Here is a 12,331-nt window from a genome sequence, read left to right as displayed (position 1 = left end):
CGCAACACCTTTTTCCCCCACATCTTTTCTCAGCGGGCCGAAGGCCCCCCTTCCTCTTTTGGAATTACTCAGCCGCTACGGTCTGATTTGATTTCCACGCGTCAACCATCCGCTGCGCCTCTCCAAAACCGTGCTGATCCGTCCATTGGCTCAAAAGCCTGAGTTCTTCCCGGCGCGTTGCGTCACCCTCCTGTAAAGCTTCACGGCGACCAGCCGTGCCCCTAATCTCTTCTTCTTTCTTCTTCTCTCTACTTGGTTCCGTCAATTTGTCGGTGGTTTTGGGACTGAATGTCGGTGGTTTTGGGACAGAATGTCGGTGGTTTTCTACATCTGAACCCCCATCATTTTGTCGGTGGTTTTCAGCCTGTTCGAAACCAGCTTGCCAAGGGTCTCGCTGATGTCCCGAATACTGCTTGACGGGAAAGCGGTATTCGACGGCCTTACCCGCCCCGCCTTTAGGGTACGCATGAGGGATAAGAACGCCCGCCTGCTTCAAAACTGGCAAGTGCCGCTCAAGGGTCTTTTCTGATATTCTCGCGCGGGCGGCAATTTTGGGGTTTCCCGGCCATGCCAAACCCGTGTCTATATTGGCGAAAGACGCAACCGCTGATGCAATGTCAACTTGTGTTCTGGTCAGGCCGCAACCTGCGGCATAGCCTTCAACAGCTTCCCGGTACCGGCCCCCGAATGGCTTACCCTTGCTCATCAAACTGCCCCAAATTCATTACCGTTTGCTTGATGCTGCCATCGGCTCGCATCCGGTCTATCTGGCCCTGTACGCCTGATTTCCCGCGGTTAATGAGTTTGGCAATTCGCCTGACCGTGTAGCCTTGTTCAAACAGGATGCGAATCGCGTCCCGTTCTTCCTCTGTGAAATTTTTTCCACGCATTGCTCATCTACCTTATTTGGTAGTGGGCAATCATTGTCATGTGTCCGCGAACAATGTACTTTGCGAATCAAAGGGTGTTCGAGCACCCTTCTCCCCCGTCTTGGTCGCGTTTCTTTTGGTAAACCTTTGCGGACAAGACGGGGAAATTTCCCCTTTTATCCCAATTGTTTCCAAGCACCCGCGCCTAGTCAGTATTATGTAAATAGATGATCTGCTATTTGCTGGATAACATCATGAAAACACCCCGGTGCAGCAAGTTGATGGCAGGAAACGCTGGACAGCATACCCAAGTCACCTTTAACCAAATGGTCAAGCATTGGGAGGTTTTATGCGCTCGTTTCTGATACTCAACGGTCCTAATCTTAACTTGCTTGGGACACGGCAACCGGAGATTTATGGCCACACCACATTGTCCGATGTTGAGGACATGTGCCGCACGCATGGCGAAAAAATCGGTGTCTCAGTGACCTGCGCGCAATCCAATCACGAAGGTGCTCTTGTTGATCTCATTCAGGACGCGCGTGGCACACATGATGGCATCATTTTAAACGCCGGAGCCTATACGCACACGTCGATTGCGCTCATGGATGCGATCAAAGGCTGCGAGGCCAAGGTGGTTGAGTTGCATCTCTCCAACATTCATGCGCGCGAAAGCTTTCGACACAAATCATATATCTCCCCTGTGGCCATCGGTCTGATATGTGGATTTGGAGCGCATGGATATATTCTTGCCATGGATGCGCTACAAACCCATTTGGAGACCGGATCATGAAGGCCAACTTGCGGATTTACCTGACCGAGCTGACAAATGTCGAAACGGTAGAAGACCTTTGGGCGCTGCATTGTGACAAAATGAAAGAATTCGGGTTTGATCGCCTAATTTATGGCTTCACCCAATTCATGACGCCCACCTCTTTTGGCGACCCCAATGACTTTGTTGTTCTGAGCAACCACACGCCCGAATACCGCAAGGGATTTGTCGAAGATGGTTTGTATCGCAACGCTCCGATGGTGCGTTGGGCGCTTGAGAACGAAGGTCATTGCAGCTGGCGCGTTATGGCTGAGAGGATCTCTTTGGGCGATCTTGACGAGCGCGCCAAACAGGTTGTGGCCTTTAACCTGTCGCACAAAGTGCATGCTGGTTACACCATCAGCTTCAAATCAGTTTCCAGCCGCGCCAAGGGCGCGATTTCCCTAAGCGCGCGCGCAGATATGAATCAGGATCAGATTGACAAGATTTGGGAAGAACATGGTGGTGATATCGTTTTGATGAACAACCTTGTTCACCTCAAGATCATGACGTTGCCCATCCCCTTGCAGAACCAAAACCTAACACCGCGCCAGCGTGAAGCGTTGGAATGGGTTGGTGACGGCAAAACAATGCAGGATATCGCTCAGATCATGGGGCTGACGCAGGCCACGATCGAAAAACACCTACGTCTGGCCCGAGATACGCTCAACGTGGAAACCACGGCACAGGCCGTGGCCAAGGCGGCGTTTCACAATCAGATGTATGTGATTCACGCTTAGATCCAGCGCTTTACCAAAATCTCGATCCAAAAGTGACGTAAGGTCTGGAAATCCAGACTTACGGACTATGGCCATTCTTGCGACGGTACTGATGTTCCGTGAGTGGTGGCCGTTTAGGCCATGGAACACCAAGGGAATCGTAACCCGAAGATTATCGGGCTCTGCTTTTCTTCGGCAATTGCCGAGCGGGTTTGGGGATGTGTTTTAGGCATCTTCCGGCTTGCAAACCGTCGGGGCTTCAACCTTCATCCCCAATGTCTCTGGTTGGGGCCCCGACGCGCCACCCCTGCCCTTTGGGTTACCTGCAATCAGACTTCACGGAATATGTCTTCGTCGGTCACGAACCAAACCAAATTCGCGGTTTCCTCGTCGATATATTCAAACAGCTGACCTTCACCTCATCCCTTCCGATGGAAACCGACCCCCGCCACGGCCTTCTTTCAAACGCCGTTTTCATGAGACGACCCCGGCCCGCCTAGGTGTCTTGGGGTATTCTTCTGATGAAGACAGCCGCTGCAGCGGTGCAAGGGTCACAATCCGGCTCTGAAACGTGCTTCACACAATAGCGGGCGTCGAAATCGCGGTTCTTTTCCAACGAGGCAAGGTCCAGTTAATCACGTGACACTGTATATGTGCGGATCGGGAATCGTGGAACGCAAATGACCGAATTTTTGCCTTCAGCACATGCGCTCGCCGCGAGGATAAACGCCATGCAATAAAAGCGTCGCGCGGCCTGGGCCCGCCAAAGCTGAATTGCATCTTCGAATGAGCGTATCTGGTCCTTTTAGACGAAACCGAATTTCAGCGCTTGTTCATTGACCTCGGTGACATCCGAACGTCGACAGACGCGAAACCGCAAGAACTCCGCCAAGAGAAAGACAGCAACGGCCCTGATCCCCCTTCTAATTCGCCACTGTCATAGAACCGCGAACAGATCGTCAAAGCCAGCTGTTCAGAGAGCTCCGGCCTCTCCCATTCGAGTTGCGCGGCAAAAACCGTGTGAGCGTCACCCTGGTCCGCAGCGTGATGTGGCACGCCCCCAAGAGGCAGCCAAAGCGTGCCACGGGTCTGTTGCGTGAGTTCAGGACTTTGCCCTTCAGAATGACCGCCCGGCCAATGCTATAGGCTTTGCATCCATCGTCGATCTCTCCCAAACCGTCGAGCATAAAAACGCGAAATGGCGCAGGAGAGTATCCCGCGCCATCCGTTTGATCATGAAGAGGACCAGACCTTAGCCCTGAACAGCTTTCGCAACTTCTGCTGCGAAATCTTCTTCGACTTTCTCGATGCCTTCGCCAACCTGCATGCGCACATAGCCGACAACTTCCGCACCGGCTTCTTTGGCAGCTTGCTCAACGGTCAGGTCGGTGTTCATGACGAACTGCTGGCCCAAAAGTGTGACTTCAGCCAGGAATTTCTTCATACGGCCAACGATCATCTTTTCGATAACCTGCTCAGGCTTGCCTGATTCACGGGCGATGTCGATTTGAACCTGACGTTCTTTTTCAACAACGGCAGCATCCAGATCCGCTTCGGACAGCGACTGTGGGTTGGCCGCAGCGATGTGCATGGCAACCTGCTTGCCAAAAGCTTCGTCACCGCCTTTGAGCGCAACCAAAACACCGATCTGGCCCATGCCAGTGGTGGCCGCGTTGTGGACATAGGATGTCACAACGTCGCCTTCGACGGTCGACATACGGCGCACAGACATGTTTTCGCCGATGGTGGCGATTTTGTCCGTGATGGTGTCTGCAACGGATTTGCCGCCCAGATCAGCCGCGTTCAGCGCATCGATGTCCGCAACGGTCAGAGCCGCAGCAGCGATACCGCCGACCATTTCTTGGAATTCAGCGTTCTTGGAAACGAAATCGGTTTCCGAGTTCACTTCAACAGCAACACCTTTGCCGCCGGAAACCGCAACAGCAACAAGACCTTCGGCAGCCGTACGGCCCGATTTCTTGGCGGCTTTGGCCAGACCTTTGGTGCGCAGCCAGTCAATGGCGGCTTCCATGTCACCGTCGGTTGCTACCAACGCTTTTTTCGCGTCCATCATGCCAGCGGCAGTGATTTCACGCAGTTCTTTTACCTGTGCAGCAGTGATCGCCATGATTTGGCTTCCTCTTCTGAAAATGCAATGCGGGTGGCCTGTCGCCACCCGATCTTGTTATGCGCGCCCGTTTAAATCAGGCTTGGATGTCACCAAAGTGACACCCGCGCATGGCCCAAGGGTTTACCCTTCGGCTGGTGCTTCTTCGGCAACAACTTCTTCTTCTGGAGCGTCTTCCAACGCACCCAGATCGATGCCTGCCGCTTCCATTTGGCCGGTCATACCGTCCAGAGCAGCGCGCGATGCCAGATCTGTATAGAGTGTGATGGCGCGGGCCGCGTCATCGTTGCCTGGGATGATGTAATCAACACCATCGGGCGAGCAGTTGGTGTCAACGATCGCAACAACTGGGATACCCAGTTTGTTGGCTTCGGCAACGGCCAGCGCTTCTTTTTTCACGTCGATGACGAAGAGCATGTCAGGAACACCGCCCATTTCGCGGATACCGCCCAGCGATGCCTGCAATTTGGTCTGGTCACGTTCCATGCCAAGACGCTCTTTCTTGGTCAGGCCTTCGGCGCCAGTTTCCATCAGCTCGTCAATGGTGCGCAGGCGCTGGATGGACTTGGAAACAGTCTGCCAGTTTGTCAGCGTGCCGCCGAGCCAACGGTGGTTCATGTAGTACTGGGCGCATTTTTCAGCGGCTTCAGCAACAGGTGTCGCAGCCTGACGCTTGGTCCCAACAAAGAGAACGCGGCCACCCTTGGCAACACAATCGCGGATCGCTTTGAGCGCTTGGTCCAGCATAGGAACAGTTTGCGTCAGGTCCATGATGTGGATGCCGTTACGCGAACCGTAGATGAACTCACCCATACGGGGGTTCCAGCGCTGGGTTTGGTGACCAAAGTGTACGCCTGCTTCAAGCAGCTGACGCATGGTGAACTCAGGAAGAGCCATGTCTTTATCCTTTCCGGTTTCATATCCTCAGCGGGGGATCAAAGCACCATCATTCAGGTATGCTTCAACCGGTGGACTTTGAGGATGTCTCCCCCAAATGCCCGCCCCCGCCTGTGGGGTTCGTGGGCGCGCTTTAACTTGCGATGCGCCGCACCGCAAGACTGAAAGTTCAAAAACGCATTATTTCTTGGGCTTCTGCCCGAATTGTGTGAGTGGACAACCCTTTTCCAAGGTTATCCCAGCGCATATCCCGCACCGCGTACCGTGCGCAGTGGATCATCGCCGCCGTGTTGGCACAGCGCCTTGCGAAGGCGGCCGATATGGACGTCGACAGTGCGCGTATCAACATAGATGTCGCGCCCCCAAACCCGATCCAAGAGCTGATCGCGTGACCACACCCTGCCCGGCTTCTCCATAAAGGTGCTCAGCAGACGAAACTCCGTCGGGCCCAGCTTGAGCGAAGAGCCGCCGCGCGTGACACGATGGGTTTCGGGATCAAGCGTAATATCCTGATAATCCAGCTGTACCCCAACCGAAGCTGGACGTGTCCGGCGCAGTTGCGCCCGAACACGGGCCATCAACTCGACCACCGAATAAGGTTTGACCACATAGTCATCCGCCCCGGTTTCAAGGCCACGCACCCGGTCAACTTCTTCGGACCGCGCCGACAGCATAATAATCGGAACGTTACGTGTTTCAGGCCGCGTCTTGATTTGGCGACACACTTCGATGCCCGACACATTGGGCATCATCCAGTCAAGAACGATGATATCCGGGTTTTCCTCGGACACCATCACAAGCGCTTCTTCGCCATTCTCAGCGCGCACCACGCGAAACCCTTCCGCCTCTAGATTGTAGGCCAGGATTTCACGTTGTGCAGCCTCGTCCTCAACCACCAATACTGTGGGGTGATCTGACGACATGATCAGACTCCGTTACCAATGTGCTGCGGGCCAAGCTCGGACGAGGTTTCATCGCTTTTGTTGCGATCGCCATGCGGAATGGAGCCGGTTGCCATGAACACAACCTGTTCTGCAATCGACGTCACATGGTCGCCCATACGTTCGATATTCTTGGCGATGAAATGAAGGTGCATACAGGCGGTGATATTGCCCGGATCCTCCAACATGTATGTCAAAAGCTCGCGGAACAGGGTGTTGTGCATCTTGTCCACGTCTTCGTCGCGGGCAATCACATCAAGCGCCAATGCATCGTCACGCTGGATATAAGCATCCAGCGCATCCTTAAGCATCAGCTCCACTTCACGGGCCATCCGGCGCAGCGAAGTGGCGGTGTCACCCACTGGTGGCACCTGAACCAAAACATCCGTCCGCTTGGCGATGTTCTTGGACAGATCACCGATCCGCTCAAGGTTGGCAGACATCCGCATGACCGACAGCACAACCCGCAAATCCGAGGCGGTCGGCGCGCGCAGGGCAATCACCTGCGCCGCTTCATCGTTCAGCACTTCTTCCAAGGCGTCGACAACCTTGTCGCCCTTGCGCACTTTTTCGGCCAGCTCAACGTCACGGGTTTCCAGCGATGTCGCGGCTTCCATGATCGAGGCCTCGACCAGCCCACCCATCTTCATGATCTGGGCCTGAATGCCTTCCAGATCGCGATCAAATGAGGTGACAATATGGTTCTTTAGCTCGGTCATTAGCCAATCCGTCCTGTAATATAGCTCTCGGTACGCGGGTCTTCGGGGTTTGTGAAAATCTTGCCCGTTTCACCAAATTCCACCAAATTACCAAGGTGGAAGAAGGCTGTTTTTTGGCTGACACGTGCCGCCTGTTGCATCGAGTGGGTCACGATAACCACCGAATAGTCTTGGCGCAGCTCGTCGATCAATTCCTCAACCTGAGCCGTAGCAATCGGATCAAGAGCCGAGCATGGCTCGTCCATCAACAGAACTTCGGGTTCGGTCGCAATCGCGCGGGCAATACACAGCCGCTGTTGCTGCCCGCCCGAAAGACCCGTGCCGGGCGCATGCAAGCGGTCTTTGACCTCTTCCCAGATCGCCCCGCGGCGCAGGCTTTTTTCAACGATCACATCGAGATCGGCCTTGTTGCGGGCCAGACCATGAATGCGCGGGCCATAGGCGATATTGTCATAGATCGACTTTGGGAATGGGTTGGGCTTTTGGAACACCATACCAACCTTGGCGCGCAGCTGTACGGGGTCAACTTTCTTGTCATAGATGTTTTCGTCATCCAGCAAGATTTCGCCCTGAACCCGACAAATGTCGATGGTGTCATTCATCCGGTTCAAACAGCGCAAAAAGGTCGATTTACCGCATCCTGATGGGCCGATGAACGCCGTCACGCATTTGGCCTCAATGTCGACATCCACGTCCTTGATGGCATGGGTGTCGCCGTAAAAAACCTGAACGTTGCGGGCTTTAATTTTGTGATCAAGTAGGTCCACGTCTGTCTCCGCGCGCGTTTTTTGTACGTCATACATAGGTCGGTTTCCTTCTTACCACCGGCGCTCAAAGCGGCGGCGCAGGATAATTGCGATGATGTTCATGGTCAGCAAGAACACCAGCAAAATGATGATCCCACCCCAGGCACGCTCATAATACGCGGGGTCGGCACGTTTGGCCCATTCGTAGATCTGAGCCGGCATGGCCGAGTTTGGATCCATGAAACCAGAGCCGATACCGCTTGGATAGTTGGTGGCGATATAGCCAACCATCCCGATCAACAGCAGCGGTGCCGTTTCACCAAGGGCCTGCGCCAGACCAATGATTGTCCCGGTCAAAATACCCGGCATCGCCAGAGGCAGAACGTGATGGAACACCGCCTGCATCTTGGAAGCACCAATCCCCAAAGCCGCGTCACGAATGCTCGGAGGCACCGATTTCAAAGAGGCTCGGGTCGAGATGATGATCGTCGGCAAGGTCATCAAGGTCAGAACCAAGCCCCCAACCAAAGGTGCCGATTGCGGCAGGTGGGCGAATTGGATGAACACAGCCAAGCCAAGAATACCAAACACAATCGACGGGACCGCCGCGAGGTTTGAAATGTTGACTTCAATCAGATCGGTCCAGCGGTTTTGTGGGGCAAATTCCTCAAGGTAGATTGAGGCCGCCACACCAATTGGCAAGGCCATGGCCAAAACAACCAGGGTCATAAAGAACGATCCCAGGATCGAGACACCCATGCCCGCCTGTTCGGCGCGACTCTCGGAGGCGTCTGACCCGGTGATAAAGGACATGTTGAATTTTTTGACAACAATCCCTGCGTCTTTCAGCTCATCCACCAAATCAAGGTGAACGGCTTTGATGTTCTTGTCACGCGCCACTGACTCGCGCGTCACGCGGCCTTTGAGGTATCCATCAACCCGTGACGATGACAAAACCTGAAACGACACACGCTCACCGATTTGAGACGGGTTGGCGATGACATAGTCACGAACCTGCGCCGCCGCAGAGGCCGAAATCAACGCTTTCATATCTTTGCGTTTGGCCAGAGGCGTTTCAATGCCATTGGCTTCGATCTCATCAAAGACCGCTTGTTGGATCAGCGGTGTGTATCCAAAGGTCGACACTTTCTTGATGTCATCAATATTGCGCGCGCCCTTTTTGTCGAGCTTGGCAGGATCAAGGTAGACCTCAACAGTCATAAAGGTCTGTTGAAAGGCACCAACACCGTTTGACAAAATCGCGGTGAGAAGAACCACCAGGAACAACACACCGGCACCAACAGCGGCCATACCGTAGTAGCGAAAGCGGGCCTCTGAGGCATTTCGGCGTTTGGTGCGGGCGTCCAAAGTCATCAGCGATGACTTGCGGCGCGGCTCTTGCCCCGGTTGCGGGGTCTGAATGCTTGCATCGGTCATTAGTCGTACTGCTCCCGATATTTGCGCACGATATAAAGGGCAAAGACGTTCAGAGCGAGCGTCAGGATGAAGAGGGTCATACCAAGGGCAAAGGCCACCAGCGCCTCGGGCGAGGCAAAGTCGGCGTCACCGGTCAACTGGCTGACGATCTTGGCGGTGACTGTGGTCATGGCTTCGAATGGGTTGAGGCTCAGACGGGCCGCGGCCCCTGCCCCAAGAACAACGATCATGGTCTCACCAATGGCGCGCGAGGCCGCCAATAGGATCGCCCCCACAATACCGGGCAAGGCCGCAGGCAAAACCACCTGTTTGATTGTCTCGGATTTGGTCGCCCCCAAACCATAAGACCCATCGCGCATCGCCTGTGGCACCGCATTGATGATGTCGTCCGACAGAGAGCTGACAAATGGGATCAACATGATGCCCATCACCAATCCAGCTGTCATCACCGCTGTCCCGGCTTGCATCCAGCCAAGCCCGTCATTGCCAAAGACACTGATCAACAAGGGGCCAACAGTCAGCAAAGCGAAGAGACCGTAAACGATGGTCGGGATACCGGCCAGAACTTCCAGCGTCGGCTTGGCGAAGGCCCGGACTTTTGGACCGGCATATTCCGACAAGAAGATCGCAGCGAACAGTCCGATCGGCACGGCCACGGCAAGGGCGATGATCGAGATATAGATCGTGCCCCAGAGCAGTGGCAAAATACCCAGTTTTGACAGCGGATTGCCATCATGATCAGTACCACCGCCAAAGCTCGGCAGCCATGTCGGCTCAAAGAAGAAGAGCTTGATCGGATACAGGCGGAAAAATTCGACCGTGTTAAAGATCAGCGACAGGACAATCCCGATGGTGGTCAAGATCGCAATAGACGCGGCCGCCACCAAAAGCATTCGTACCGACTTTTCCACAACATTACGTGCCCGGTAATCCGGATGCGTACCCGTCATGCCCCAGGCCAGCCCTGCCAAGGCAATCGCAACGACCGCAATACCCATATAGAATTTACCGCTATTGCTCATCGAACGATGGGCTTGGGCGGCGCGCAGGATCGGCTGTGTGATCGTCGATGTGATGATCTGGCCGGCATCCTTGAGGCGTTTGGTTATATCGGTGAGTTCGGCACGCACGTTGCGCGCGTCCTCTTCGGTCATGAGACCCGATTGAACCGTGTTTTCCAAAGCGACCGAGGCGCGGCGCACCTCTGCCATCACCAGACCCGCGCTTGATCCTTCGCGGATCTCGCTGTCGGGGATCATACCGATGACACGATTTTCAACGACGAAAGGCTGCGCGAGCAGCCAGACAACCAACAGCAAGAATGCTGGAACTGCCGTTTTGATTGCAACGTTAGAGCCGTAGTAAGACGGCAGTGAATGCAAGAGACGGCTATCGCCCCCTGCGTTTGCTAAGGCGCGTTGGCGGCCAAGTATATAGCCGACAACCGCGAGCCCGAGCACAATGAAAACTAGCCAGTAAACAGGCATCTGCCCCCCTGCGGGTTGTCTTTGAAGTGATCTTGAAAGGTGGTCTTACGAAAGAACCTAAAAGGGGAAAAGGGGCAGCGAAATATGCTGCCCCTGTCCTTAGTGTAAGGCTTACATGCCTTCCATCATTGTTTTCTCGTCCGCAACTGCGGCCTGAGTTGCTTCCAGCTCTGGGTCAGACACCAGACCGTACTCAGACAAAGGACCGTCCGAGCCAGCAATCTCTTCGGAAACGAAGAACTCAGCATATTCTTTCAGGCCAGGAATAACGCCGATGTGGGCTTTCTTGACGTAGAAGAACAGTGGGCGAGACACAGGGTATTCACCGGTCGAGATGCTCTCGGTGGAAGGCGCAACGCCGCCCATTGTGGCCACTTTCAACGTGTCTGTGTTGTTTTCATAGAAGGCCAGACCGAATACGCCGATGCCGTTCGGGTTGGCGTCAACACGGGCAAGGGTCTCTGTGTAGTCGCCGTCGATGTCGACAGAAACGCCATCGGTACGCACTTCGTAGCAGGCTTTGCCAGCGGCTTTCTTGTCGCCACCGTTTGCAGCCATGTACAGGTCGAATGCGCCGGCTTCTTTACAGCCTTCAACCAGTACTTTTTCTTCGAAAACTTCGCGTGTCCCGTGCTTGGTGCCTGGGATGAAGGCTGCGATGTCGGCCGCTGGCAGATCGGCGTTGAAGTCCGCCCACTGCTTGTGGGTGTTTTCAACCAATGCGCCGTCTTTGACAACTTTGGCGGCCAGACCGTTGAAGATGTCAACCGGCTGGAATTCTGTGTAGGCTGGGCCGTCGATTTGCGACGCAAATACGATGCCATCATAGCCAATGCGCACTTCGATGATGTCAGTCACACCAGCTTCGGCACAGGCTTTGATCTCTTTGTCTTTGATTTTGCGCGACGCGTTTGCAACGTCGATGGTGTTTTCGCCAACGCCTTCGCAGAAGCGCTTAAGACCAGCCGAAGAGCCACCAGATTCAACAACAGGTGTTGGGAAGTCGAAGTTTTCGCCGAACGCTTCAGCTACGATCGAGGCGTAGGGCAGAACGGTCGAAGAACCGGCAACCTGCACGTTGTCACGGGCAAAAGCAGCAGAAGCAGAAACGGCGGCAATTGCCAGCACGGAGGCGGTCAGTTTCACGGTCATGGTGAACTCCTGAAAAGTTTACTTTAGAACGATCATCCCTGTGATGATCTCCGAGGCCCGAGGTATTAACCTCTCGCAATGCTTTTGTGACACAACTGTAACAGTTTTATGAAAGGCGGCATTTTGTGTGCGACTTGGTTAAATTTATCCCGCCAAACCGGAGTGACACGCGGCCCCAGCCCGAGCGTACCCCCAATCACGCATCCTCCGTGCTTGCACAGTGATTGGGTGAGAATCATCAGCAAAACCCACCACATCCGTTAGGCGAACACACTGATTTTCCTGAACTTTACCACGAAACCACTCACCCGAACGAGTGAGTTTTCGCCTTATTTGAACCCGAAACAGTGAATTTCCTTGCCAATGGGCAATCCCTCCACTCAGGTTTTTGACCAAGTTTTACGATTGCTGGTCTTTTGTGCTCA

Annotated in this window: 12 protein-coding genes; 2 read left to right on the top strand and 10 right to left on the bottom strand. The window is 54.4% G+C overall.

What is annotated here, in order from left to right; translation table 11 throughout:
• Positions 1–64 precede the first annotated feature (64 nt).
• Positions 65–706, bottom strand: coding sequence for a hypothetical protein (locus tag ACRBB0_RS08195; RefSeq protein ID WP_431373918.1), 642 nt, complete (start codon positions 704–706; stop codon positions 65–67).
• Entirely contained in the window at positions 693–890 is a 198-nt protein-coding gene (locus tag ACRBB0_RS08190) for a helix-turn-helix domain-containing protein (protein WP_431373917.1), read from the bottom strand. Before ACRBB0_RS08190 ends, ACRBB0_RS08195 begins: the two co-directional genes overlap by 14 nt.
• Positions 891–1,218: 328 nt before the next feature.
• Here ACRBB0_RS08190 and aroQ point away from each other — a divergent pair, with 328 nt between their 5' ends.
• Positions 1,219–1,662 carry a type II 3-dehydroquinate dehydratase gene (gene aroQ / locus ACRBB0_RS08185; protein WP_431373916.1) on the top strand — a complete coding sequence of 148 codons (444 nt, stop codon included), beginning with the start codon at positions 1,219–1,221 and terminating at the stop codon, positions 1,660–1,662.
• Positions 1,659–2,420 (top strand): helix-turn-helix transcriptional regulator, encoded by a 762-nt coding sequence (locus ACRBB0_RS08180; protein WP_431373915.1) that lies wholly within the window; start codon positions 1,659–1,661, stop codon positions 2,418–2,420. The genes aroQ and ACRBB0_RS08180 overlap by 4 nt, the downstream gene beginning before the upstream one ends.
• A 1,231-nt stretch (positions 2,421–3,651) precedes the next feature.
• On the opposite strand, the gene tsf is transcribed toward ACRBB0_RS08180, so the two are convergent.
• The 8 genes from tsf to ACRBB0_RS08140 form a co-directional block, all read right to left on the bottom strand.
• Complete coding sequence (gene tsf, locus ACRBB0_RS08175) at positions 3,652–4,527, bottom strand: translation elongation factor Ts (protein ID WP_431373914.1); 876 nt, start codon at positions 4,525–4,527, stop codon at positions 3,652–3,654.
• A 123-nt stretch (positions 4,528–4,650) separates the two neighbouring features.
• Positions 4,651–5,424, bottom strand: coding sequence for a 30S ribosomal protein S2 (gene rpsB, locus ACRBB0_RS08170; RefSeq protein WP_431373913.1), 774 nt, complete (start codon positions 5,422–5,424; stop codon positions 4,651–4,653).
• A 233-nt stretch (positions 5,425–5,657) separates the two neighbouring features.
• On the bottom strand, positions 5,658–6,347 hold the full coding sequence (gene phoB / locus ACRBB0_RS08165) for a phosphate regulon transcriptional regulator PhoB (RefSeq protein WP_431373912.1): 690 nt from the start codon (positions 6,345–6,347) through the stop codon (positions 5,658–5,660).
• A 2-nt stretch (positions 6,348–6,349) separates the two neighbouring features.
• Positions 6,350–7,084 carry a phosphate signaling complex protein PhoU gene (gene phoU, locus ACRBB0_RS08160; RefSeq protein ID WP_431373911.1) on the bottom strand — a complete coding sequence of 245 codons (735 nt, stop codon included), beginning with the start codon at positions 7,082–7,084 and terminating at the stop codon, positions 6,350–6,352.
• Positions 7,084–7,887, bottom strand: coding sequence for a phosphate ABC transporter ATP-binding protein PstB (pstB, locus tag ACRBB0_RS08155; RefSeq protein WP_431373910.1), 804 nt, complete (start codon positions 7,885–7,887; stop codon positions 7,084–7,086). Before pstB ends, phoU begins: the two co-directional genes overlap by 1 nt.
• Before the next feature lie 15 nt (positions 7,888–7,902).
• On the bottom strand, positions 7,903–9,267 hold the full coding sequence (gene pstA, locus ACRBB0_RS08150) for a phosphate ABC transporter permease PstA (protein ID WP_431373909.1): 1,365 nt from the start codon (positions 9,265–9,267) through the stop codon (positions 7,903–7,905).
• A complete protein-coding gene (gene pstC / locus ACRBB0_RS08145) occupies positions 9,267–10,754 on the bottom strand; it encodes a phosphate ABC transporter permease subunit PstC (RefSeq protein WP_431373908.1) in 1,488 nt (495 codons plus the stop codon). Before pstC ends, pstA begins: the two co-directional genes overlap by 1 nt.
• A 111-nt stretch (positions 10,755–10,865) precedes the next feature.
• Positions 10,866–11,906 carry a PstS family phosphate ABC transporter substrate-binding protein gene (locus ACRBB0_RS08140; protein ID WP_431373907.1) on the bottom strand — a complete coding sequence of 347 codons (1,041 nt, stop codon included), beginning with the start codon at positions 11,904–11,906 and terminating at the stop codon, positions 10,866–10,868.
• Positions 11,907–12,331: the final 425 nt, after the last annotated feature.

Source organism: Pelagimonas sp. (genome assembly GCF_050633425.1).
Lineage (GTDB): Bacteria > Pseudomonadota > Alphaproteobacteria > Rhodobacterales > Rhodobacteraceae > Pelagimonas.
Note: the sequence above shows the minus strand (reverse complement) of the source record. Positions and strands in the feature narration are given on the sequence as shown.

Bases quoted from the DNA above. Each gene is read 5' to 3' on its own strand.
- ACRBB0_RS08195 (WP_431373918.1), bottom strand. From the start codon at position 706: ATGAGCAAGGGTAAGCCATTCGGGGGCCGGTACCGGGAAGCTGTTGAA.
- ACRBB0_RS08190 (WP_431373917.1), bottom strand. From the start codon at position 890: ATGCGTGGAAAAAATTTCACAGAGGAAGAACGGGACGCGATTCGCATC.
- aroQ (WP_431373916.1), top strand. From the start codon at position 1,219: ATGCGCTCGTTTCTGATACTCAACGGTCCTAATCTTAACTTGCTTGGG.
- ACRBB0_RS08180 (WP_431373915.1), top strand. From the start codon at position 1,659: ATGAAGGCCAACTTGCGGATTTACCTGACCGAGCTGACAAATGTCGAA.
- tsf (WP_431373914.1), bottom strand. From the start codon at position 4,527: ATGGCGATCACTGCTGCACAGGTAAAAGAACTGCGTGAAATCACTGCC.
- rpsB (WP_431373913.1), bottom strand. From the start codon at position 5,424: ATGGCTCTTCCTGAGTTCACCATGCGTCAGCTGCTTGAAGCAGGCGTA.
- phoB (WP_431373912.1), bottom strand. From the start codon at position 6,347: ATGTCGTCAGATCACCCCACAGTATTGGTGGTTGAGGACGAGGCTGCA.
- phoU (WP_431373911.1), bottom strand. From the start codon at position 7,084: ATGACCGAGCTAAAGAACCATATTGTCACCTCATTTGATCGCGATCTG.
- pstB (WP_431373910.1), bottom strand. From the start codon at position 7,887: ATGTATGACGTACAAAAAACGCGCGCGGAGACAGACGTGGACCTACTT.
- pstA (WP_431373909.1), bottom strand. From the start codon at position 9,267: ATGACCGATGCAAGCATTCAGACCCCGCAACCGGGGCAAGAGCCGCGC.
- pstC (WP_431373908.1), bottom strand. From the start codon at position 10,754: ATGCCTGTTTACTGGCTAGTTTTCATTGTGCTCGGGCTCGCGGTTGTC.
- ACRBB0_RS08140 (WP_431373907.1), bottom strand. From the start codon at position 11,906: ATGACCGTGAAACTGACCGCCTCCGTGCTGGCAATTGCCGCCGTTTCT.